General features: G+C 42.7%; 22 protein-coding genes. 14 read left to right on the top strand and 8 right to left on the bottom strand.

Annotated features, from left to right (window positions below):
• Positions 1 to 508 precede the first annotated feature (508 nt).
• The 5 genes from D6V41_RS08300 to D6V41_RS08280 are packed head-to-tail and all read left to right on the top strand — an operon-like array spanning position 509 to position 4,079.
• Positions 509 to 919, top strand: a complete 411-nt coding sequence (locus D6V41_RS08300) for a curlin subunit CsgB (RefSeq protein ID WP_168710988.1) — start codon at positions 509 to 511, stop codon at positions 917 to 919.
• A 29-nt stretch (positions 920 to 948) separates the two neighbouring features.
• Positions 949 to 2,394 (top strand): curlin, encoded by a 1,446-nt coding sequence (locus D6V41_RS08295; RefSeq protein WP_136251001.1) that lies wholly within the window; start codon positions 949 to 951, stop codon positions 2,392 to 2,394.
• A 21-nt stretch (positions 2,395 to 2,415) separates the two neighbouring features.
• Positions 2,416 to 2,853 carry a curli production assembly/transport protein CsgE gene (locus D6V41_RS08290; protein ID WP_241664476.1) on the top strand — a complete coding sequence of 146 codons (438 nt, stop codon included), beginning with the start codon at positions 2,416 to 2,418 and terminating at the stop codon, positions 2,851 to 2,853.
• Positions 2,854 to 2,858: 5 nt separating this feature from the next.
• Positions 2,859 to 3,305, top strand: coding sequence for a curli assembly protein CsgF (locus D6V41_RS08285; RefSeq protein ID WP_136251000.1), 447 nt, complete (start codon positions 2,859 to 2,861; stop codon positions 3,303 to 3,305).
• A 3-nt stretch (positions 3,306 to 3,308) separates the two neighbouring features.
• The gene (locus D6V41_RS08280) at positions 3,309 to 4,079 is read left to right on the top strand and encodes a CsgG/HfaB family protein (protein ID WP_136250999.1); all 771 of its coding nucleotides are present in this window, start codon (positions 3,309 to 3,311) and stop codon (positions 4,077 to 4,079) included.
• A gap of 66 nt (positions 4,080 to 4,145) precedes the next feature.
• Here the strand turns inward: D6V41_RS08280 and D6V41_RS08275 are convergent, their stop codons facing one another.
• The 3 genes from D6V41_RS08275 to D6V41_RS08265 form a co-directional block, all read right to left on the bottom strand.
• The gene (locus D6V41_RS08275) at positions 4,146 to 4,811 is read right to left on the bottom strand and encodes a helix-turn-helix transcriptional regulator (RefSeq protein WP_136250998.1); all 666 of its coding nucleotides are present in this window, start codon (positions 4,809 to 4,811) and stop codon (positions 4,146 to 4,148) included.
• Between the two features lie 68 nt (positions 4,812 to 4,879).
• Positions 4,880 to 5,869 (bottom strand): Gfo/Idh/MocA family protein, encoded by a 990-nt coding sequence (locus tag D6V41_RS08270; protein WP_136250997.1) that lies wholly within the window; start codon positions 5,867 to 5,869, stop codon positions 4,880 to 4,882.
• Between the two features lie 147 nt (positions 5,870 to 6,016).
• Positions 6,017 to 8,713, bottom strand: coding sequence for a TonB-dependent receptor (locus D6V41_RS08265; protein ID WP_168710987.1), 2,697 nt, complete (start codon positions 8,711 to 8,713; stop codon positions 6,017 to 6,019).
• 200 nt (positions 8,714 to 8,913) lie between these two features.
• On the opposite strand from D6V41_RS08265, the gene D6V41_RS08260 reads away from it, so the two are divergent.
• The 4 genes from D6V41_RS08260 to D6V41_RS08245 are packed head-to-tail and all read left to right on the top strand — an operon-like array spanning position 8,914 to position 13,027.
• Entirely contained in the window at positions 8,914 to 10,308 is a 1,395-nt protein-coding gene (locus D6V41_RS08260; protein ID WP_136250995.1) for an MFS transporter, read from the top strand.
• Complete coding sequence (locus D6V41_RS08255; RefSeq protein WP_136250994.1) at positions 10,289 to 11,158, top strand: SDR family NAD(P)-dependent oxidoreductase; 870 nt, start codon at positions 10,289 to 10,291, stop codon at positions 11,156 to 11,158. Before D6V41_RS08260 ends, D6V41_RS08255 begins: the two co-directional genes overlap by 20 nt.
• Positions 11,158 to 12,174 (top strand): alpha/beta hydrolase, encoded by a 1,017-nt coding sequence (locus tag D6V41_RS08250; protein ID WP_136250993.1) that lies wholly within the window; start codon positions 11,158 to 11,160, stop codon positions 12,172 to 12,174. Before D6V41_RS08255 ends, D6V41_RS08250 begins: the two co-directional genes overlap by 1 nt.
• Complete coding sequence (locus tag D6V41_RS08245; RefSeq protein WP_168710986.1) at positions 12,167 to 13,027, top strand: SDR family NAD(P)-dependent oxidoreductase; 861 nt, start codon at positions 12,167 to 12,169, stop codon at positions 13,025 to 13,027. Before D6V41_RS08250 ends, D6V41_RS08245 begins: the two co-directional genes overlap by 8 nt.
• A gap of 21 nt (positions 13,028 to 13,048) precedes the next feature.
• Here the strand turns inward: D6V41_RS08245 and D6V41_RS08240 are convergent, their stop codons facing one another.
• From D6V41_RS08240 to D6V41_RS08230, 3 genes are all read right to left on the bottom strand, one after another.
• Positions 13,049 to 13,729 carry a TetR/AcrR family transcriptional regulator gene (locus D6V41_RS08240; protein WP_136250991.1) on the bottom strand — a complete coding sequence of 227 codons (681 nt, stop codon included), beginning with the start codon at positions 13,727 to 13,729 and terminating at the stop codon, positions 13,049 to 13,051.
• Between the two features lie 110 nt (positions 13,730 to 13,839).
• On the bottom strand, positions 13,840 to 14,310 hold the full coding sequence (locus tag D6V41_RS08235) for a MarR family winged helix-turn-helix transcriptional regulator (protein WP_136250990.1): 471 nt from the start codon (positions 14,308 to 14,310) through the stop codon (positions 13,840 to 13,842).
• A 150-nt stretch (positions 14,311 to 14,460) separates the two neighbouring features.
• Complete coding sequence (locus D6V41_RS08230) at positions 14,461 to 15,126, bottom strand: hypothetical protein (RefSeq protein ID WP_136250989.1); 666 nt, start codon at positions 15,124 to 15,126, stop codon at positions 14,461 to 14,463.
• A gap of 459 nt (positions 15,127 to 15,585) precedes the next feature.
• Between D6V41_RS08230 and hppD the strand changes: the two genes are divergently transcribed.
• Genes hppD through D6V41_RS08215 form a run of 3 tightly spaced genes read left to right on the top strand, consistent with a single transcriptional unit; the run spans position 15,586 to position 18,280 of the window.
• A complete protein-coding gene (gene hppD / locus D6V41_RS08225) occupies positions 15,586 to 16,680 on the top strand; it encodes a 4-hydroxyphenylpyruvate dioxygenase (protein WP_136250988.1) in 1,095 nt (364 codons plus the stop codon).
• Positions 16,680 to 17,264 carry a VOC family protein gene (locus D6V41_RS08220; protein ID WP_136250987.1) on the top strand — a complete coding sequence of 195 codons (585 nt, stop codon included), beginning with the start codon at positions 16,680 to 16,682 and terminating at the stop codon, positions 17,262 to 17,264. The genes hppD and D6V41_RS08220 overlap by 1 nt, the downstream gene beginning before the upstream one ends.
• Positions 17,261 to 18,280, top strand: a complete 1,020-nt coding sequence (locus D6V41_RS08215; protein WP_136250986.1) for a fumarylacetoacetate hydrolase family protein — start codon at positions 17,261 to 17,263, stop codon at positions 18,278 to 18,280. Before D6V41_RS08220 ends, D6V41_RS08215 begins: the two co-directional genes overlap by 4 nt.
• A 114-nt stretch (positions 18,281 to 18,394) precedes the next feature.
• On the opposite strand, the gene D6V41_RS08210 is transcribed toward D6V41_RS08215, so the two are convergent.
• Positions 18,395 to 19,228 (bottom strand): sugar phosphate isomerase/epimerase, encoded by an 834-nt coding sequence (locus tag D6V41_RS08210; protein WP_136250985.1) that lies wholly within the window; start codon positions 19,226 to 19,228, stop codon positions 18,395 to 18,397.
• 349 nt (positions 19,229 to 19,577) lie between these two features.
• On the opposite strand from D6V41_RS08210, the gene D6V41_RS08205 reads away from it, so the two are divergent.
• Entirely contained in the window at positions 19,578 to 20,762 is a 1,185-nt protein-coding gene (locus D6V41_RS08205) for an efflux RND transporter periplasmic adaptor subunit (RefSeq protein ID WP_136250984.1), read from the top strand.
• Positions 20,759 to 23,929 (top strand): efflux RND transporter permease subunit, encoded by a 3,171-nt coding sequence (locus tag D6V41_RS08200; protein ID WP_136250983.1) that lies wholly within the window; start codon positions 20,759 to 20,761, stop codon positions 23,927 to 23,929. The genes D6V41_RS08205 and D6V41_RS08200 overlap by 4 nt, the downstream gene beginning before the upstream one ends.
• A 7-nt stretch (positions 23,930 to 23,936) precedes the next feature.
• Here the strand turns inward: D6V41_RS08200 and D6V41_RS18445 are convergent, their stop codons facing one another.
• Positions 23,937 to 24,065, bottom strand: coding sequence for a hypothetical protein (locus tag D6V41_RS18445; protein WP_277750968.1), 129 nt, complete (start codon positions 24,063 to 24,065; stop codon positions 23,937 to 23,939).
• Between the last annotated feature and the right edge of the window lie 17 nt (positions 24,066 to 24,082).

Here is a 24,082-nt window from a genome sequence, read left to right as displayed (position 1 = left end):
GACGTACTGGCTTTATGCCAAGTAAGTCATGAAAACCTTCACTTTTTTAAACTATTTCAACAAACTAGAATTTCACAACACAGGTAGACTAAAACGAAACGTATAAAAAAATCGATAGTGAGCCTTAAAAATACAACTTTACTACTGTGAATTTAAGGGCAACTCCTTAAACCTCTCATACTTATGCATTAAATTCTGATAGAAAGTGGATCAAAAACAATTTAAGCATACTTAAATTTTTGTCTATTTTTGTTTACACAATTTAGCACTTAAGTATTAGTGCAATTTGATAAGCCCCTTTAGAAATTGACGAAACATAGAAAAGGCACGCATTTTAAATACTACTTTTTAGCGATAGCGCTTTGCGTCTTAAAACGATTAGATAGAAGAGTCATTAATTACGGCATGTTTTGAAGGACGATGTATGTCATTTAGGAAGACTCTCTCGCAATTTCGCTGTTTCGCAAGCATCGCTTGCGCGGGGTTGTGCGGTGTGTCCTTGATAATAATGAGTAATCATTGTCTGGCAAATGATGTAAGCACTGTGAATGACGATTTAATTGAATCTTCCCTTTCTTTAAGCCTTTCAACAACGTTTAACATTATCGATGAAGCAACTACGTCAACGGTAGTTGTGAATCAATATGGATTGCACAACACAATCAATATCAATCAAAGCAGCACTGGAACAAATCTCGCAAATGTAATGCAGCAAGGCAACAACAATATTGCAAGCATTACCCAAATTGGTGCTAACAATGTTGTTAACCTTCTACAAGAAGGAAATGACAACCACATCACATTTGAACAAGTGGGAGATAGTAACATTGCTAATGTTCATCAACTTGGCGAACAAGACTTTATTATTCGCCAAATAGGGAATGAAATGGTGGTAAATGTCACTCAATATCAAAATTGACGACGTGCTTCCGCCTTTTGGAGACTATCGTGAAATATAACAAATCAATAATAGCGAGTTCCTTACTACTCGCCTTATCCGCAAGTCACACCGTACTCGCACAAGAAACTGCAGCAAAAGAGAGCGACGTTGTTGTACAAGCAGATTTTATGGCAAATGCGACAGGAAATGTGATCATATTAACCCAATCTGCACCAGAAGGTAATGAAATAGGTAACTCTTCAAGCATCTTTCAAGAGGGTGATTTTAATGGTGCAGACATTGAAGTGATTGGCATAGAAAATACTGTCGATACTGTACAAATTGGTTCTGATAATATCGTTGTTGGCTTGATACAAGGCGATACGAATGAAGTGTCTGTATATCAGGAAGGGCTTTCTAGCGTTACCGACCTATCAATTACTGGTAATGCAAATATAGTCAGTATTGAGCAGTTAGGTGATGGTGGTCCATTCGGTTTCATATTTAATCGCTCCATCAACGTGATTGAAGGTGATGGAAACGAACTCTTTATTTCGTCCGGAGACGGCGGCAATTGGTCAGATAACACTGTATTCGGAAGTGGCAACGCAGTTGATGTTACTCAAACAGAAGATTGGCACGAATCCTACACCACTATTTTTGGCGACGATAACGAAATAAGCGTTGAGCAAGGCGGTTTTTTTACGGTCTCAAATGTGACATTGGAAGGTATGGGTAACGAAGTCAATGTAGACACAGATGGAGATTCAAACCGCGTCACAATCAGCGCCGTTGGTGATACCAATATTTTTGATTTTGAGCAAACCGGAGATGACAACACTGCGGAAACGGGCATATTCACCGGTTCCAGTAACGTTGGCGAAATCACGCAACTTGGAAATGCCAATATTGCGACCATGGATACCATTGATGGCATTGGAAATCAGTTTACAATTTTCCAGGTTGGCGACGGCAATGAAGGCTATACAGGTGCAATCGGATGGCTTAATGTCATGAGCGTTACTCAGGTTGGTAATGGAAATCTTGGATCGACAGTTAATTTCGATGGCTGGTTCAATACTGTAGAAATTGAACAGACAGGAGATAACAATATCGCACTGGCTGAAGCGGGAATTGGGCCAGTGCCTTTCTTAGCTGATGACAATATCATAAGCATGGTGCAAGAGGGTAATGACAATGCAGCAGGTATTACCTTAGCAACTGAATCTGTATCGATAGGTAATCAAATTGATATCGCGCAAAATGGAGATTTGAACCTGCTTGACCTGGTACTTAATGGAAACGATGCAAGCATTAGTATTATGCAAGAAGGCGTTGGCAACTTCATTTCAGCTGAAGATGGCTCTCCAATGCAGCTTGTTGGTGATGCTATCAGCTTCTCAGTGACACAGATAGGTAATGACAATCTGGTAGCTGGCAGTATTACTGGCTCTGGCTCAGTTAGCATTACTCAAATTGGTGACTTTAACGAAGCTATTGTCACCCAAATGTAAGTTGCGTGAGGAAGGAAGCGCGTGCTTCCTTCCTTATTCTTCAGTCAGATGATATCTATGCGAATTCGGTATTCTTTATCTTGTATTAGGGCACTTGTAATTGCTTGCGTATGCTTTGCCTACTCTTCACATGCACAAGAAATTGAATTAAATGGCTTATTGTTGGATAACACAATTAGCCGACAAGGCCACGAATTTGCAAGCAAACTTGCTCATTATTGGAGAGAAGTGCCGAATACCAGTGGTAAAAACTTACTGATTAAAGAGGTAGTCGTGCCTCAAGCGGGTACTTTACTTACCGTAAGTTTTGACAATAAAAGAATCTATCAGACTTATATGGGTCGCAGACAGACATCTTTAGATGAACGCGTTGAACAGGCCATTGTGTTGATACTCGATGCGATAGCGCAAGCAGATTTTAATGAAAACAATCCCGATATGGCAGATGATGAGTGGTAAAAAACATGTCTAAAAAGAAATTGCTAATCGCGCTTACATGTTTTGTAAGTTGCATTGGCTCTGTCAAAGCAACAGAGCTCGTTTATACCCCAATAAATCCCAGCTTTGGTGGAAATCCACTAAATGGCTCCTTTTTATTGAACAAAGCAAATGCACAGAATGATCATGCTCCTCCTTCTCGTGAGCGCACCTATGATGAAAGACTACAAGAATCTCTGGAGCGAGCATATATTAATCGTTTGGTAAGAGAAGTAACCGATATCGCCTTTGGCGAACAATCCTTTGATGAAAATGGCGATCCTATTCCGAGCATTTTTGATCAAGACTCAACTTTCGTGAGCGGCGACTTTCAGGTTGAGTTAATTACATCCAACCCGGATAGCATTATTGTTGAAATAACCAACTTGCTAACCGATGAGATCACCATTGTTGAAATACCGCGTTTTGGTTAAATCATGAAAAATTTTGTTGTTGTAGTATCACTTATTGTTCTATCGGGTTGTTCGGCACTTTCAGATAGCTTACCTCCCTACAAGCAAGACGCAATGGTCATTGAAGACAGTGAAGCATTAAAAGAGCTTAAAGCTTTACCACGGCCCGTCGGTAAAATTCCAGTTTCTGTTTATGCATTCAGAGACCAAACCGGACAATATAAGCCTTCAACCGGCGCGAGTTCTTTTTCTACCGCAGTCACTCAAGGAGCAACGTCAGTTCTCATGCAAACACTAGCTGAAACAGACTGGTTTCTCCCTGTAGAGCGTGAAGGGCTTCAGAATATATTAACAGAGCGAAAAATTGTCAGGGCGGCCATTCAGGGTGAGGAAGCCAGCAACGATTTACCACCGTTAACGACAGCCAAAATTATTATCGAAGGCGGTATTATTTCATATGATACAAACGTTCGAACGGGTGGTTTTGGTGCTGAGTATTTTGGTATAAGTGCATCAGAATTATACCGCGAAGACCAAATCTCTATTTATATGCGAGCTGTTGATGTTCGCACAGGTCAAGTGCTGGTCTCTGTCTCCACAAGTAAAAAAGTACTGAGTAAAGAAATACGGGCAGGATTATTTAGGTATGTTTCGCTCAAGCGTTTGCTGGAAGCAGAAACAGGCTACACAACCAATGAACCTATGTTTGAATGCGTCAAACAAAGCATTGAAAAAGCGGTCGGTGAGCTAATCACAAAAGGTATAGAGAAAAATGTATGGAGAGCCAGCGCCTAGTTATACTGGCTCAGCTCGCTCTTCTTACCTCATTCGCTTTATCATTTAAAAATATGAGCTCGGCAGTTAAGCGGTTTGCAGCTGCCGCATATGCCACTTGATAAGCTCGGCTCGATTTCTTGAATGGGTTTTTCTGAAAATACTGTATACATGTGTTTTCACAGTATTCACACTAATATGCAGTTGATTCGCTATTTCCTGATTTTGTGCACCGTCTGCGATCATACTCGTTATAAGTTTCTCCCTTCTTGTGAGGTTTGCTGAGAAAGACGGTTCTACATCTTGAGAGTTCAAGCGAAGTGAATTGACATATTCTTGCGCCAGATGTTCTACAATCTCGCGCCGATACCATTTCCTGCCTTTATTTAATGCCTGAATCCCTTTTATTTGATTTTCTAATGTATCGTCTAGGCACAATATTCCTTTCAAGCCGTTTTTAAAGGCCTTCAACTCTAATTCTTCATCGTGCTGAGTGTTAAACAAAGCAACTGGAAGTTCGTGTGTATGGCGCATTACCGGCATATCAAATATCATCGAGCTATCGCAAAGATCAACGCCAATAAATACCAGACGATGCGTTTTTAAATATTCCACCGAAGGGAGCTCTGAACCTATTTTCACTTCATAACCACAAGCATCAATCAGGTCCAGTAAGTGCGTTACTTTAGTATGTGAACGTGCAGTAATATTCTTAAGATATTTTGATGCGACAAACACATTTTTGCTAGGCATATCAATTCCCTTTTCAGCACTCTTGGCAAAAAACCTTATCCTGTATCTACGTAAATGGCAAGTAAGGCTTAATGATATTCATCGTCATCATAAACAAGCTCAAACTGAGTCCTTAACTCATCCATAATATCCAAAAGATCGATGGATTTTGAAAGACTTAAAATCGGACTATCGGAATAGTGTTTTTTCAAACAATTGTTAACATGTTCTATCTCGAAACGAAACTTCTCAGTGTCGTTATAAGGGTAGGAATACGTTTTGGGATCTTTACCGTCCAAATGAACTGTAAAACAATTTGCCCCTAAAAAATGCGGGATTTCGATATAGCCCAGTTCACCGTGTACTTTAGCTTCTATTACTGCACTTTGCTTAAATCCAGCGCTTAAAAGCGCACTTGCACCATCGGAGTAGGTCAGCATATAGCTAGAGACTTTATCAACGCCGGTGTGCGACTTTATTGCACTTGCGTTTGCGCGGCTTGGCTTTTCGTCAAATACAATATCTGCGAAAGTAATTGGGTAAATGCCTAAATCTAATAACGCGCCACCGGCCAATTTTGGATTCATAAGTCGGTGCTCGTCAGCTAACTCACGATTTAAACTGAAATTACAATAAACCGATGTTATGTTGCCAATTACCTTGTTGTCGAGCATCTCTTTTAAAGATTGTATTGCAGGCAAAAAGCGCGTCCAGACAGCCTCAACCACAAGCCGCTGTTGCGTTTTAGCAAGCGCTTGTATTTCTCGAGCTTGTTTGGCGTTAATACACAGAGGTTTTTCACACAAAACATGTTTGTTGTGTGCAAGACACAGCTTAATATGCTCAAAATGAAAGTTATGCGTCGTGGCTATATAAACAACATCGATGTCATTGCTTTGCACTAAAGCGTGATAGTCTTCGTAAGTCTTCGCAATTCCATGTTCTTTTGCAAATGCCTGAGCCCTTTGATGTTCACTTGCCGCGCAAGCAACGAGGGTAGCACCTTCTACAGCGTTAAACGAACTTACAAATGTCTTGGCAATATGGCCGCAACCAATAATTCCCCAGCGAATTGTCATATCACTCCTTATGCAGTTTACATAATAAAAAAGACATGTATTTACATATCTTTTAATAAGAATAGCAATGCAGTGGCGTTTGAACAAACCTTAATACAAGGCTTGATGAATATAAGATACTTTAACTAGCATCTGAGTGTCAGCGCCTCAAAAATGCTTGCGTATAGTCACGCCAAATGTTCGTGGTTCCGACGTGTATGAGGATATTTTTCCATCTTGTAATGTGGTATCAAACATTGCTGAGCCATAATAGTCCTTGTTAAAAATATTGCGTCCCCAGAAAAGAATCTCAGTATTAAACTCTTCAAGCTCAAAGCCAACCCGTGCATTGAAAAAGCTATAGCCGGGTTGAATTTTTAAAGGATCATTGTTGGAATCTCGAATAATATCTGAACTAAAAATACCTTCCATCACTGCATACATAAACAAATTGTCAGCAAGTTCAAGATCATACCTTAGCTGGGCATTTAATTTATGCTCTGGCGAGCCAGGTAGTCTATCGCCTGCACGAGAACAAAATGGATCATCCGGATTTTGGCGACCCGGGTCATCAATGCCTGTATGGAAAGTAAAGGCAATATAGCAAGAACCTGCTTCAAATTCTCCGTATTCAGCATCTATATGCGAATAGTTCAAGTTGAGCTGAATATTATCAGTAGGTAGCCATGTCAATTCAACTTCGCCGCCAAAGGTGTCCAACTCTCCAGCATTTTGTAAATTAAAGCCAGCTCCATCGTAGGTATTTGCCTGAAAATCATCAACCTGTGTTGAATGAATTGCTGCGTTGATACGCAAGGCTTGTTCTGGAAAATCCTTTTTGATGCCAACTTCGAATGATTTCGCGGTTTCAGCATCAAAAAGCGGCGTAAACCCGAAAGGGATCCGGTCGGTATTAGTACCGCCCGATTTATAACCTGTGGCATAAGAAATATATAAAAGTGTATCGCTATTGGGGACATAGCTGAGTTTGACTGTTCCTGTCGTTTGGCTGTCAGACAGTTTAGTGTCAATGCTTGGTCGAGGCGCTGTCGCCGCAGCCACTAATGGAAAAGCCCAGCCTGGCGTCTGCAGGGGTGCGAGCGGTGCGAGTTGTTCAGGAGTAGGCAACTGACCAAGGGCAAGCCCTGCGCCAATTTCCCCAAGTGCAGCACCAGCGGCATTGAAATCCGCTGGTATCGTTTGCATACCTTCGTTATTTAACTCACTAAACTCGCTCAGTAAATCTTTGTCTTCATCAGTGTAACGAAGTCCTGCTGTGAGTATAAAGTTGTCTGTGAGATTATAGTCAAATTGGCCAAATAAAGCATAAGAAGTATGTTCCTGAAGGGCAATGTGCGGAAAGCTAAATCCAGCTGCTACGCCGGGGCCTACTGGTGCAATAAGCCCACCGGTGGCTGCGCTGATTTGATTTAAACCATCTAGCAAGGGGCCAAGTGGCGACGCTGCAATGCTTGGCGCGATTGCAGCATTGTAAAAATCGTCAAACTGATCGCCAATTTCTACTTTATAGTCTAAATCCAAATCTTGTGTAAAATAGTAAGCCCCCAAAACAGCATTAAGGTCTTTCGCTGTATAATTGAAGCGAAGCTCTTGAGAATATGACTTTTGTTGCGCTCTGTTTGTCGTAGTCACTAAATCAATATCGGTGAAATCTCCATCAATTGTGTCTCGAGAAGAAAAATCACGCATTGCGGTAATTGAAGTAAGTGACCATGCATCATTAATCGTATAATCAATCTGCGCTGAAATACCTTTGTCTTCATTTTGGGAAATGGGTAAGGAGTTAAGCGCAACCCGGTAGTCAAAAAATTCATCTCCGGTGAAAATGCTTCCACCTAGTTGAGCAAAAATCGCATCTGTACCAAATACGCCCGGCACGTCTCGCGATTGAAAGTTACTTAAAAATGTTGGCGCTGCACAACATATTTCGTCAATTTCCGAATAATCCGCAATTACACGCACACGCAAGTCATCATTCGGCGTCCAGAGCATTTGTGCGCGCAAGCCGTATCTGTCTCTGTTGTGAATGCTGTCTTCGCCAAGACTAATATCGCTTACATATCCATCTCGATTACTGCTAAATCCTGTAAATCGAAAACTGAGCTCATCTTCAAGTACATTAAGGTTCGTCGCCCCTGCAAAATTCATCAAGCCATAATTGCCAAATGTGGCTTCCAGTAAAGCGTCTAGCTCATCGTGGCGCGGTGCTTTTGTGCGGATCACTACCGCACCTGATGGTGTATTTTTACCAAACAAGGTACCTTGCGGGCCTCGCAAAATCTCCACCGCTTCTAAATCGACCAGATTGTTAATAATAGAGTTTTGTCTTGCACGAAAAACATCATCAACATATAAACCGACTGAAGACTCCAAACCAAAGTTTTGTGACGAGGTGCCCACTCCCCTTATGTCTAAATTCACTTGGGTTGCGCTTTGCGTCAAAAATGTTTGTAAACCTGGCACTGCAACTTCTAGATCAAAAATGTCTTTTACCGCAGCAGATTCAAGCGCATCAGTCGAAATAGCTGTTATGGATACCGGCACATCCTGTAAGTTTTGCACTCTACGCTGAGCCGTAACCTCTATTACTTCCAAATCAACCACCGTTTCTGTGCTTCTAGGCGGTTCTTGAGTTTGAGCACTTTGCACCTCGTCCGTTTCTTGTCCATTGGAAATTTCTAACACGCTGTTGGCATATGCCATGTCGGCAGATAAAACGCCAATTACAAAAAGACATATCGAGGAGACACTAAAATGATTTTGACGGGTAGTTATCCTTTGCTTTATTTTGTTACTTCGCTCTTCCATTGCATTTATATTGTAAGTCTTTCTTGTATTTGGCATAGCTGGCTCTCCCCATCTGGCAATTATAAACAAAAGTAAAATGGCATCCGCTAAATTGAGATTTTTAAAATCACAACTTGACATTAACTGATAGTACTATCATATTAATAATCATTAATACAACTTAATTTTTACATTTTGTAAACAATTGCTCGGTAGGCTAGTGCTAGAATGTATAAAAGAAATGGCGAAAAATAAGCATGGAAGGCAATAAAATCAATAGCTTAGCTAAAAGGCTGTCATTTGCAACGCCAGAAGTGAATTTGGCCATTACTTTTGTCACGATTAATTCCTGGTTGCTCTATTACTTTGTCAATATTGTAGAGATGCCAGCTTTGTATGCCGGTATTGCATTTATTATTGGACGCTTGGCTGACGCTGTTTTAGACCCTTTTATAGGAAGACTTTCAGATAGAATTCAGCACAGTCACGGTCGTAAAGTATTTATTAATTGGGGGCTTTTACCGGCGGCTTTATCGTTTGTTGCACTATGGTATTTACCTGACCTTAGTCGCGATCCTTTGATTCAGTTCGCTCTTGCTTCATTGGCATTTGTAATATTTTCATTCTTTTATACCCTGATCAGTATTCCGCGCCACGCGATGCTGCCTTCGTTAGTGCCTGATTACGACCAGCGAACCAGGCAAGTCACCTACAATGTAACTTTTGTTATGCTCGCCGTTCTAATTGGTATTGCATTTACACCCGCATTAGTGCTTCAGTTCGCACAGCAAGGCGACCTAGCCACCACTGAGCCTTACGCATGGTGGATGACCGCAGTGAGCTTTTCTGTTTTAGGGTTGGTCTTTTTCATCCCATTTGTATGGAAGATACCGGATACCCGAGGAGCTAAACAGCCCATATCTGGCGTGCATCTAATTAAGGATTTTTCCAGTGTATTTGCTTTAAATGGGTTTAGGATGGTAATGCTGATTCAAGTATTAACCGTTATTGCTACCATGATTGTGCAGTCCATTCTTCCCTTTTATCTTGAGTCAGTGGTTAAGTTACCTGGGGAACAGCAGCAAAGCATGCTTGGCGCGATATTTGTTTTATCAATCGCTACTTTTCCTGTTTGGGCCTATCTTGGGCACAGATTAGGTAAAGTTAAAGCCTTAGTGCTTGGCATTTTAATCTATATGCTTTTTTTATGCTTAATTCCGTTTATGCCAAGAACTGGTGCAAGCAGCATGCTTATTTTAGCTGCAATACTCTCAGGCGTTGGCATTTCTGCCATTAATTTGTTTCCCTGGGCGATGCTTCCCGATACGGTTGATGAAGACACACTTGCTTTCGGTGCGCGCAGAGAAGGCTTGGTATATTCAAGCTTTGTTTTTATGACCAAGTGTGCAAGCTCGGTTGGCATATTTTCCAACGCAATTATCCTCTCTCTTTTTGAGCACCGCGTCGGACAAATTGAGCAAAGCGATATAACGCTGAATGCGTTTATCTGGATGGCAGGTCCCATTCCTCTGTTGCTCTTTGCAATTACGCTTTACGTATGCAAACGCTACCCGATTACAAAAGCTTCTCATCAAATGACACAACAAAAAATTCATCAAATGGAGTTAAGTAATGCAGCAGCTCGAAAATAAAGTATTTGTGTTAAGCGGTGCAGGTTCAGGCATCGGTAAAGCACTTGCTATTGCCTTGGATAAACAAGGTGCGCTTCTTGCCCTAAACGATGTGGACAACAAAGCCTTGGAAAAAACCGCTGCGTTGTTGTCTAAACCCTGCGTGAAACAGGCATTTTCAGTCGCCGAACGCCATGAGTGGGAGGCATTTCGAGATCAAACTATCAACGCATTTCAGCATGTTGATGGAATTATCAATAACGCAGGCATTGCTCATGAGGCGGTAACAGTTGAGCACATGCGTGAGGAAGACCTCCGCCTTGTAATGGAGATTAATTTTTTCGGTGTAGTGCATGGCACGCAGCTTTTCCTTCCTGAACTCGTGAAGCGCGAAGAAGCAAGTGTTGTCAATATATCGTCTATTTTTGGCGTATCGGCTGTTGGTTTACAAAGCGCGTATTGTGCTTCTAAATTTGCAGTACGTGGTTACACAGAGTCATTGCGTATGGAAGCACTTAACTACTATCCCAAGCTAAGTGTTTCGGTTGTTCACCCTGGAGGTATTCAAACGAATATTGCAGACCGTGCAATCAGTGCAGGTTCTCGTACAAAAGAAGAGCGTGAAAAAGACATGCAAACCTTTAAGCAGTCTTTTATCACCAGCCCGGAAAAGGCGGCCTCCACGATTATAAAAGGTATTCAGAATAAAGACCCTCGCATCCTAATCGGAATGGACGCCAAAATAATAGACTACATCGTTCGTTTTATGCCCAAAAGCTATAGTAAACGTATACTAAGGCAAATGCAGAAGAACGGCCTGATTGATGAGTCGATACTAACCCCGCTTGATGCGCGTGAAGGCACTAAGTAATGACCTTCGTTTACAGACCTGTTGTTGGTGTCACTACCGAACGACTAGAAATTGATCATCAAGGCGACAAGCTAGCACTTTGGCAAAAATATAGCGACCAAACCCCTAAACAAAATGCGGCAACAATAATCATGGCCCATGGCTTTGGAGGAACGATCAATCATGCACTTTTGCGCTACGGCGACCGCTTTGCCGAGGCCGGGCTCAGGGTTATCCTTTTTGACTATCGCTGCTTTGGTCAGTCGAGTGGCTGGCCAAGACAATGGATGTCCATTCAGCGCCGACATGAGGATTATGAACGTGTTATTCAGTGGTGCAAAGAACAACATACATGTGATGAGCATGCAATAGTTTTATGGGGCAGTTCGCTTTCTGGTGGGCACGTTATGGATATTGCCAGTAAAAACACATCTATAGCTGGAGTCATTGCTCAAGCGCCCTTTGCCGATGGAAAAGCGAATACCGGCTCCCTTAAAAGTGCTTTACCTCTACTTTACAGTGCTATCCGCGATAAATGGCGCGAAAAACGCAATAAATACCCGTATTACATTGCCAGTATAGGTTATCCCGGAGAAGTGGCCGCCATGAGTTCTGCTGATGCCATTCCCGATGATTTATGGCAACAGAACATTGAGGCAAACTGGGAAAATCGCATCACTCCACGTGTTTTTCTTGAAATCATCAATTGGCGTCCAGGTCTTAAAACAAAGGACATTCAATGCCCCTTGCTTGTTCAGGTTGCAACAAAAGATGTGGTCACTCCCCCCGAGCCTGCGCAAGCGGCCGCAGCACGCGCACCTTTAGGTAAGTGTATTAATTACGATATAGAACACTTCGAAATTTATCACAAAGAGCCATTTGAACAAGCCATATCCCATCAGCTTGGTTTTATAAATGAATTCATCAAGCTGCCACTGGCTCATCAGCGCGCACACTACCGTGAACAGAAGAGTGCCCATGTCGACAAAGGCCAAATATCAGGATCGTCAAAGGATGGGAGCCAAGCACATGAATAACGACAAGATCCAAGGCAGAGTTGCCTTAATCACCGGGCCTGCACGCAATATAGGAAAAGCAATAGCGCTTGAACTTCATAAACGGGGTGCGAAGCTCATTCTGGCAGGACTTGAATACAACAGACTTGAAAAAATGGCAAAGTCTATGAGTAATACGATTGCCGTAGAGATGGACGTTGGCGAAGAAACGTCTATTCAACAAGCTTTTGATGCCGCGACGGATGCCTGTGGTCGCGTGGATATTGTTGTCTCAAACGCTGGAATAATGGGCTCAGGTGCACTGGAAAATACACCCTCTACCTTTTTGCAGCGAATGCTTGATATCAACCTAGTTGGAGGCTACCGCGTTGCGCAAGTCGCTACGCCGTATTTGGCGCAAACACGGGGCTATTTTTTAGCGGTAGCTTCTACGGCAGCAGTTGGACGCTCTCCATTACAGTCTGCATATTGCGCCTCTAAAGCGGGTTTATACGCCATGCTTGATTGTTATCGGCAAGAAGTAAGGTATAGAGGAATCAAGGCCGGTATTTTATGCCCAAATTTTGTTAAAGGTAAGGGAGACGATAATAGGGACACCGACCCATTGATGCAGTTGCTTTGGGGAAATGTGAATGCGTCGGACACGGATTCTATTTCTGCAGAAGACGTGGCAATCATTGCGGTAGACGGTATCAATAAACGTCAGCGGGAGATTGTTGCGCCTCGTAAAATGTCTTGGTTGCTTAAATTCCCCTGGCTAGTGCAACGCCTGTTTGAAAAACAGTTCAATGACGAGCATATCGAAAAGGCACTTATACGCTCTAGAGAGCTTTGCGAAGAAGGAAAGTTCATTAGCACCGAAATAAAGAAATAAGCATCCAATAATAACTATTATTTATTTTTGTAGACGCATACCGGCAGCTTTTGTGCTGTCCCCAATCTTTGACGTTTGTTCAGCTAAAAAGCGCGCCAGCATTTTACGCGGCATGAAGCCCTTTTTCCATTGCATTATCCCAACTAGTGATTGACTGATCATAATGTGAGAAAGCGCATTAAGCACATTGTCAGACGCATCTTCAAACACTGGAACCAAGGTGTTTACATCTCGCATTTCGCGCAAATGCAGTGTCAAATCGTCTATCAGGCTCGTTTCGAATTCTGCAATGAGTCTGCCTACAAGCGAGTGATCCCCTCTGAAATGCAAAAATACTTCCATAAGCTTCCAGTTTTCGTTTACTCGGTCAAACAGTACTTCATAAAAATCTTCAAGAAGCTCCACGTCCCCTGCGTCAGTCATGCGCAATTGCGCCATCTGTTGAGCCAGTGGCTCTCTGACTTTAGTATCAATCTCATCAACGAGAGCGCGCAAACATTCTTCAATAGTTTTAAAATGCGCATAAAATCCTGATTGAACGATATCGACCTCTTTTGCCAAACGGATCGTAGTGAGCGCTTCAGGCCCCTCTTTCATTAGTAGTTCAATGGCCGCATTAATAATAGCAGGGCGAGTTTGACCTCGCTTTCGGCGCTTTTTAATTGCTTTTTTAGGTGTTTGACCAGACGCTAGCTCAGACATGCAACAGTTCTTTTTGCTCAGTTTACGAGGAATGGATTCAGTGTACTAAAATAAACAGGATATACCAGCAAGTATTCATGCACATAAAAATGGTCATGACACCCTGAGGCTTATGAGTCTTTTAAAAAGTTTAAGGTTTGCGCATGCTCATCTAGTTTCGACATGATATTACTGAAAACGGCTTGCTCGTCTTCGCTTAAACAACGCAATAGTTCTTCTTCATAAGCTAAAGACGCAGGAACAATTTCTGCGTAAACATCGTATCCCGTGCTTGAGAGGCGGATCTCAGAGCGGCGCTTATCTTCCTTAGAAATATAACGCTCTATTAAACTGCGTTTTAATAAGCTATTTACCGCGCGGCTGATAATGGATTTTTCGATTTGCGTTTTGTTCGATATTTCGTCGGCGGAAATGTCACTATACTCTCCAAGCACTGCCATAATTCGCCATTCGGTAATCGATAGTGCGAATTTATTTTTGTACGCTTGTGCGACGAGGGCACTGACTTTATTAGACAATATAGATAGGCGGTAAGGGATATATTGCTCTAAAGTCAGCAGGGACGCTTGTTTATCCTGCATAAGTTATAACGACATTTAATCCTTAAAAATTCTAACGCTTACTTTAAACAATAATTTGCGCAGATGAAAACAAAAAGTGCCGCCCAGTTTGCTCGAGCGGCACTTTATCAGGGTACTATTGCCAGACAATTAATGGTAAAGCCAGGCAGTTTATAATATGTGGCGACTCTTTCTTGCTAAAAGAACGAATAGGCTCAAACCAAAAAGCATCGCAATTCCAGGCGCATTTACGCTAACAGCGCTTGAGTTAATTACAATCTCTCCAGAAAAGACGGTATCAAAATTATCATCTATCGCATCGACGAAACCAATTTGCTCAAACGCATCGTTATACAATTCAAAGGATACGTTACCAAACACACCCGGTAAAAACGCGCTTAAATCAATGTCCATGACAATCTCATAAAACCCGTTATCAAAACCATCGCCAGAAAACGAAAAGGAATAGGCTTTCGCTGAAAAGAAAGCTATCGAGTCGGCAAAATCAGTGAAGTCAAACGAATAGTTTTCTTGTGCACCCGCTACGTTGATACCTGAGAAGTTGATATATTCGAACGCGTCGTCTTCCCATAAATAATCACCATCAATAGATTCCTCTGCAAATTCAGTCAATGCGCCAATCTCTATACTTGCGCTTGTAACAAAATTCGTCGTGAATGGATCAAGCTCATCGTACTGATAAAGCTCAACGTCAAAACGATGTTTAATTAATTCGGCATTTACTGGTGAGACGCTTATCAAAAGCAGCACGAGTAATGAAGTTAAGCTACCGATGTTTGCAAGAGAGAAGATTTTTGAAGAAGACAGTTTGTTCATAAAACACACCTTTAATTTATGAAATTTCGTTTTTAAGGATAGTTAAAATAACTAAAAAATTTATCAGCAATTTACATTCCAAAATTTAATATCTATATAAAACAATGATTTTGACCAATCGCAAAAACTATAAGTAATATATTGTAAAAATAATAGACACATTTTATTAACAATTGGCTTAAGTTATTTAATTTTATAGTTAATTTTTTTGATTTAAAAAATTACAAAAATGATATTTCTAAACTCACCATAGGGTGTGTATCGCGAAACAAATTTGACATTAGTTGCTATTACAACTAATTTAGTTGCACTTACAACTATTAGCATTGTGCTTTTATGTTGAGCTTGGTTTGTGGGCATGATCGTTTAACAGGCCAGAATTCGTATAAGCAAGCTAATGCTATGTTTGCTTATAGAGTGAGCTCATCAACATAAGCACGTCAAAAAGAGGACGCAAGTATGGCTGATTTATTTGAAAACCCAATGGGCCTGGATGGCTTTGAATTTGTAGAATTTACTGCGCCTGAAAAAGGCATTCTTGAGCCCGTGTTTGAAATGATGGGCTTTACGCATGTAGCAAATCATAAGTCAAAAGACGTGGCCTTGTGGCGTCAAGGCGATATTAATTTTATTACTAATTACACGAAAAACAGCCCGGCGTTTTATTACGCACAAGAGCATGGCCCTTCAGCCTGCGGCATGGCATTTCGGGTAAAGAATTCTCAAAAAGCGTATAAAATGGCAATCGAAAAAGGCGCGCAACCTATAGATATGCAAACGGGTGCCATGGAGCTCAAACTTCCCGCAATTAAAGGCATTGGTGGCGCAGCCTTATATTTGATTGACCGCTACAAAGGTGAAAACACCATTTACGACATCGACTTTGAATGGATTGAAGGAGTCGACAGGCATCCGGAAGGCTGCGGATTTCATACCTTGGATCATTTAACGCATAACGTTTACCGTGGCCGCATGGATTACTGGGCAAAATTTTATGAAAATCTCTTTAATTTCAGAGAAATTCGTTACTTTGATATTAAAGGTGAGTATACAGGTTTATTGTCCAAAGCCATGACTGCGCCTGACGGCAAAATCCGCATTCCACTCAACGAAGAAGCAGGCGGCGGTGGCGGAGGCCAAATCGAAGAATTTTTAATGCAGTATAATGGCGAAGGTATTCAACACATCGCTTTTGCCTGTGACGATTTGCCTGCTTGTTGGGATCGCCTGAAAAAACAAGGCATGAAGTTTATGACCGCGCCGCCTGAAACCTATTATAAAATGCTCGAAGAGCGCTTGCCCGGTCACGGTGAGCCCGTTGACGAATTACAAGCTCGAGGCATCTTGCTTGATGGCACGACCGAAGGTGGTGAACCACGTTTATTACTGCAGATATTTTCTGCTACCTTGCTTGGCCCTGTCTTTTTTGAGTTTATACAGCGAAAAGAGGATCAAGGCTTTGGCGAAGGCAACTTTAAAGCCTTATTTGAATCCATTGAGCGCGACCAGCTTGAGCGCGGTGTAATTGCAGGAAAGCAACAGGAGAAAGCCTGATGAGTACTGCAAGTGCGAGCAATCAAGTTAAGCTAAGCCGCATTCATCATGTGGCATATCGGTGTAAAGACGCTAAAGAAACCGTTGAATTCTACCAGAAAATGCTGAATATGGATTTTCAGCTAGCTATTGCTGAAGATAAAGTGCCTTCAACGCAGGCACCCGATCCGTACATGCATGTGTTTTTAGACGCTGGAAATGGCAATGTACTGGCATTTTTTGAGTTACCTAATTCACCTGAAATGGGTCGAGACGGTAACACACCTGAGTGGGTGCAGCATATCGCATTTGAAGTGGAAAGTATGGACGATTTGTTAGCTGCAAAGTCCCGTCTTGAGGCGCACGATATAAACGTGTTAGGTCCAACCGACCACGGTATTTTTAAATCAATCTATTTTTTCGACCCGAATGGGCATCGAATCGAGTTAGCCGCCAACACTCACACTCCAGATATGATGCAAGAGCTTAAACGCGTTGCACCAGCAATGCTTGAAGAGTGGTCGCAAACTAAAAAAGCTCCTCGCCACGCCGACTGGCTTCATAATGGTGAAGGCTTTAAAAAACAGGAGATGAACATCGAATGAAATTAGCTAGCTTAAAACCTACTTCACAAACAGACAGAGATGGACAACTCGTTATCGTCAGTAACGACTTAAGCCGCATGGTATCTGCGCACGACATTGCGCCGACAATGCAGTTTGCCTTAGATAACTGGAGCGACGTGCAATTTAAATTGAAAGAGCGATTTGAGCAGTTGGAAAAAGGTGATTTAGAAGCGCAGGATTTTGATCAGGCTGCCTGCGCCTCGCCACTGCCAAGAGCATATCAGTGGGCCGATGGCAGTGCTTATGTTAATCATGTTGAGCTTGTTAGAAAAGCACGCGGTGCTGAAATGCCAGAATCGTTTTGGACCGATCCGCTGATGTATCAAGGTGGATCTGACAGTTTTTTAGGGCCACGAGAAAACATCCTAATGCCTCAAGATGAGGGCTTTGGAATCGATTTTGAAGCAGAAGTAGCGGTCATCACAGATGATGTTCCGATGGGTGTAAGCGCTGACGATGCGCTTGGCTTTGTACGCTTGGTTATGATCGTGAATGATGTATCACTTAGAGGATTAATTCCAGGTGAACTTGCCAAAGGTTTTGGGTTTTTCCAGTCCAAGCCGTCAAGCGCGTTTAGCCCAGTTGCAGTGACGCCTGATATGCTAGGTGACAAATGGAAAGAAGGTAAACTACACCTGCCGCTTGTTTCACATTTTAACGGTCAAAAGTTTGGAGAACCTCATGCCGGCATTGATATGACCTTTCATTTTGGTCAATTAATTGCGCATGCTGCACGCACACGACCATTGGAAGCGGGCACCATCATTGGCTCAGGCACAGTATCTAATAAGTTGGATGGCGGCCCCGGCAAACCGGTATCAGAAGGTGGTGTAGGATATAGCTGTATTGCTGAAATTCGTATGATTGAAACGATTCAAAACGGTGAAGCATCAACGCCATTTATGAAATTTGGCGATTCGGTTACTATTGAAATGTTTGACGAGGCAGGACAATCCATTTTTGGGCAAATTGCACAAACGGTCAAAAAGGCCTAAAAGCATCTTCTATTTCACTATCATTTTGCAAGTCGCAATTGAAACATTGGAATTGGGATGTAAAAATCTTACCTCGGCATCTTCTGCCGAGGTCTCTTTACCTGATATGGAGTCTTAGTCTTCTCGTTCTGCCCACCTTCGCGAAATCTCGTTTTTCATGAAAACGTTTATTTCCCATTGATTGGAAACTGGCATGCCGGTAAACGGAATACATGGCATATAAGGCAAAGGCCCAAATTCCGGCGTGATAGTAAAGTGCGTATCGCCGCGCGCCTTTGCCATTTTTAAAATACGCATCCACCAATTCATATGCGCGTCGAAAGCCGCCTTGTGCTCTGGCGCGTTTGGGTGGTTTACTTGGGGTGACTGAGCATCGCCGACTCTGGCATGAATATGGTGAATGCTCGGAATTATTAGTTCCAGATTATGCGCCTGATCTTCCAGCAAGGTTTCTGCAACACAGCAAAAGTGGCTAAAATCTGCAGTTTGTTTGATATCTGGCCGAACTTTTACAAATTGCGCGCTGATGTGGGCGGCAAAATTGCAGCGGCTACGGTGAGTTTCATGATAGATTGGGATGCCAAGCTCTGCAGATACGCTAGCAAGCATATCAATCAACTCTAAGTTTTCTTCCAAGCTAAAAAAGTCTCTGCCGGTGTGGCTGTTGATAAATTGTGGCGAAACTTGCGCATATACGCGCATGAGCTCAGCAAGCTTGTGTTTGTGCGAAACAAAGTCAGCGTCATTAGTCTCAACATGTTGAAGCGCAAACTTAAGACCTTCGTTAGTCGCCGCTTTAGCGTAATCCGCTCGCTCGGCAAGCGTGAAAGCCTTGCTCGGCAAATTCATTTCTACACCATCAAAGCCAGCTCGCCTCACTCGTGCACAAAACTCCGAAAATTGCAGGTCTTCATTGCCCCATAGCGGCATGTAAAATTCAAGTTGCAACGGTATTCTCCACCATGTAAAAACATATGCTGTCGGTACTTTAATGAAAAACGCCGCGTACGCGAAGCTATTATTAATTTTTAGAAAGAACCTAAGAAATAAAGCAAGAAAAGCTTTGACGAAAAATTGCACCTTGTTTTACGCATCGTCGTATTACACCAAGTGAGATAAGATAATTATTAAATAAAAGAACACACTCTCATTTAAGCTAAGACGGCAAACTTAAAACAACTGAGAAACAACTGATAAAAACTGAGAAACAACCAGGGCGTATAAAATTCATACAGCAAAGATCAACATGCCCTAAAACCTGACATAAAAAACGCGACACAATTACAAAGAGGATCAGATGGACAAACCCGTGCATTTTGCAAGACATCTACTCAATGCTTGCCGCAGCATTTCAGCATTGATTAAGCGAGCCTGCCTATTTAAAAGCGTATTTAAATACGCCGGGCTTGCGTTATTAATAAGTGCAAGCGGAACAAGTTATGCGCAATCCTCGACTACTCCAATCCAAGTGGATGTCATTTACCCAAAAACGATTGAGACAAGCCCTATGCTCGAACTCAGTGGCTCTATTGAAGCTAAGCATCACGCGCAACTTGCTCCATTAGAAGCCGGGCGCGTCGATGAGTTGCTGGTTGAGGTGGGCGATGTTGTCAGCAAAGGACAAACACTGTTAAGGCTTGATGATGCACTTGCTCGCTTGCAGGTTGAAGGCGCAAAAGCCAGTCTTGAGGCAGCAAAGGTTAACTTCGCCGAAGCACAGCGCCTTTACAAAGAAGTGCTTGCCTTGTCTGAAAAACAACTAGTGGCAGAAACCCTCATTTCTGAACGTGCTGCGTTATTAGCTAATGCCGAAGCGACGCTGGCAAGAGAAGAAGCGAATCTAGCCTTGCAGGAAGAAATCTTAAAGCGACACAGTTTAAAAGCGCCATTTGATGGCGTAATTGCGATGCGAAATGTTGACATGGGCGAATGGATAAGCCAGCAAACATTTGTGTTTGAATTGGTCGATATGAATGACTTACGCTTGGTCCTTTCAATACCGCAGGAATATTACCGTCATTTTTTAAATAGAATGGCCAAATACGTTGAAGTACGCCCAGATGCGACAAATTCTGTTATTCAGGCAACGGTTAATCGGGTCGTTCCTGTTGGCAACAATAACAGCCGTACATTTAGTGCCTTTGTCGATTTACCGCGCGATGCGCAGACCATTGCCGGTATGTCTGCCCGTGCACGCATCCGCCTACCGGGCTTGTCAAGTTCTGCCAGCGGGCAAGCAAACACACAAATCTTATTGCCTCGCTCAGCGGTCAAGCAACATCCTGATGGAGGAAGCAGTATTTTTGTGGTTGAAGACGGAAAAGCAAAACGGATTGTAACCCCATATAAAAATATGCCTAACGGCATGGTGAGTATTGAAAACGGCGAAAGCGATAAAGCCTATATTATTTCGGGGATAGAGCTTCTTAAAGACGGAGCCCCGGTTAAGGTAAATGATGTAAGTGCGAGTATGGGACAATGATCGAATCAAGCGTCAAACGAGGCATTTTAGTTACCGTCATTGTATTAATTGGCTGCATCTTAGGTCTGGTATCGGCGCTAAATATTCCGGTGCAAATGATCCCGGATTTAGAAGTTCGAACCATAACAGTTCAAACCGGCTGGCCAGGCGCAACACCCCAGGATATCGAGAAAGAGATTTTAATTGAACAGGAGCGCTATCTTCGAAGCTTGCCCAATTTAAAGCGCATGATTTCGAGCGCAGAAATGGGCTCTGCAAACATAGAGCTTGAGTTTCCCTTTGGTGTAGATGTAAATGAAGCGCTTATTCGTGTCAGTAATGCTTTGAGCCAGGTTCCTGCCTATCCTGAAAATGTCGACCAACCGCGTTTATTTTCAAGCTCCTTTTCATCGAACGCGTTTATGTTCTTCCGACTCGCCCCCTTACCCGGAAATCCAATGGACTTGGATGTGGATATGCTTCGCGATTTTGCGGATGATTATATTCGCCCTCGTATGGAAACCGTGGAAGGGATATCGCAGGTCGACGTGCGAGGTGGCTCACCTCGTCAAATTCAAATTAAAGTGGATGCAGCAAAATTGGCGCAGCGCGGCATTTCTCTTAACAATGTGCGAGACGCTATTCGTTCTCGTAATCGTGATGCATCCGCTGGCGATTTAGAGTCTGGAGAAAGCCGATTTTTACTGAGAGTCGTTGGCCGATTCGAACAACTGGACGAACTGAGCAATTTGATTGTTGCGCAAAACGGCAATGCCATCACTTATTTAAAAGACATTGCTGAAATTAATCTGGACCATTTTGAATCGCGCGGGCTTTCTTACTCTAACGGTCAGCGCAATTTAACGATGTCGGTTCGACGTGAGTCCGGTTCAAATGTGATCGCGATCAAAGAGCAGTTGCTTCCGGTCGTTGAAGAACTAAACGCTTCATTACTCGAACAAAACGGGCTTAATCTAAAACTGTTTAGCGACGACGTGCAGTATGTGCAAAGCTCGCTTAAAAATGTCTGGATAAATTTGGGGCTTGGCGCCGTTTTGGCCACACTGGTCATGTTTTACTTTTTACGTTCAGCGCGCTCTACAGCAATTGGCGTTATGGGTATCCCCATTTGTACCATCGCCGCTTTTATTGCATTACTTGCCTTTGGCAGAACAATCAATGTTATCTCACTGGCAGGCGTTGCCTTTGCCATCGGCATGACTGTGGATAACACCATCGTTGTGCTTGAATCGATTATGCAGGAGATGAAGCAGGCAAAAAGTAAAGGCCAATCAAGAATAGATGCAGCGGTAAAAGGCGTGAAAGAAGTCTGGCCTGCAGTACTGGCTTCAACAGCAACAACGGTGCTTGTATTCGCGCCAATATTGTTCATAGAACAAGAAGCAGGCCAATTATATTCTGACATTGCAATTGCTATTTCAGGCGCCATTATTGCGTCGATGCTAGTGGCAATATTCGTGGTTCCTGTTGCTATGGCCAATTTAGGACGTGATAATTTTAGTGACAAACAAGATGCAAAAACCATCGACAAATCAGATAAATGGCTCAAAATTGTCGACTTTTTTACTGCCAGTAAACAAAAGGCGAGATTATACAGTGCAGGGTTTATCGCATGCATTCTAGGTGCGGCATATTTACTTATGCCGGCGGCAGAATACTTACCTGAAGGCGAAGAACCAAAAGCCTTTTCAATAATGATCGCCCCGCCCAGCTATAATTTAACTGAAATGGAAAAAATTGGCAGTGAACTGCGTGAATATTTTGACCAGTACGTCAATGCTGAGCCAGACGCTTTCGAATCAGGTGAAAGCACGATGCCACCCCTCGCCTATTACAATATGTCGGTATCTATTGGCCGTATTTGGTTTTTAAGCGCACCTGTTGAACCAGAATATATCAATCAAATGATGGATGCGATAACCGAAAAGTTTAGAAGCTTTGAAGGCATGCGCGCATTTTCATCACGAGGATCGATTATATCCAGTAACGATGGTGGCACCCGGGCCGTCGCAGTGGATATTGCAGGCGCTAATATACAAGACTTATACAGCACTGCAGAAGCCATATATAACGCGGCAAGTGAATATTTTGAGAACCCACAAATCAACTCTGATCCTGGCTCACTGATTCTTGAGCAACCACTCATTGAAATTCGCCCTCGCTGGGAGCGGCTTTCAGAGCTTGGCATAAACAATAACGACTTTGGCTATGCCGTAGCCGCGGTAAGTGACGGTGCCTTTGTAGACGAATTTATTTTAAATGATGATAAAGTCGACATTTTTTTATTTAGTGGTGCTGGCAACCAGCAAAACATCAATGATTTAAGCTCTACTCCAATTGTCACGCCAAGGGGTAGTGTTTTGCCCTTGAGAGCGTTGGCTGATTTGGTAGAAAGCAAAAACAGTGACAGTGTGCGTCGGGTGGATGGAAGCAGAACGGTTACTGTGTACATTATCCCTCCACGGGATGTCGCACTTGAAACTGCCGAGCAAATCGTGCGTACGCAAATGCTTCCTTCTTTGTGGCAACAGGGGAGTATTGCGCAAGGGATCAATATCAGTATCAGTGGCGCGGCAGACCAGCTTGAAGCCACAAAAGAATCGCTTTCAAGCAACTTTGTAATTGCGATTATTCTTTGTTATTTGCTGCTTGTCGCAATTTTTACCCATTGGCGCTATCCATTGTTTATTTTGGCCACAGTGCCACTTGGTATGGCAGGAGGGCTACTGGGGCTAATCGCCGTCAACGGAGCCAACGCTGCGCTAAGTGCGATTGGTATAGGCGGTGCCTATCAGCCCTTTGATATGATTACCATGCTTGGGTTTTTAATTTTACTTGGTACAGTCGTAAATAACCCAATTTTAATCGTTGACCAAACGCGTCGATATGTTGATGAGGGAATTGCGGTAAAAGATGCCGTGCGCCAAGCGGTTGCAAAACGCCTAAAACCAATTTTAATGTCAACCGCCACCACTATTTTTGGTTTAGCGCCTTTAGTGTTAATTCCGGGCGAAGGCACAGAATTGTATCGCGGTGTCGGGGTAATTGTGCTGTGCGGCATTTTTGTATCCACACTGTTAAGTCTGAGCTTTTTACCTGCACTATTGAACGCGCTGCTCAACGAAAAAGAACCTGCCGGTGAAACCCAGGTAAATTTAGCAAAATAAAATATTTTCAGGCGCTAAGGTTTAAGGAGTGTTTATCTTTGCTGTGTGAATTTTCAGCAAAGCCCAACATACCCAATAAATACCGATTTTTTAATCCAGAAAGCCCATTCGATGCCGATAACAGTCTTATCGGCATTTCTATTTCCTATAAAC

It is taken from the genome of Ningiella ruwaisensis (assembly GCF_004798935.1).
Taxonomy (GTDB): domain Bacteria; phylum Pseudomonadota; class Gammaproteobacteria; order Enterobacterales; family Alteromonadaceae; genus Glaciecola; species Glaciecola ruwaisensis.
The sequence above is the reverse complement of the archived record's forward strand: the minus strand, read 5'-3'. Positions and strand labels throughout refer to the sequence as shown.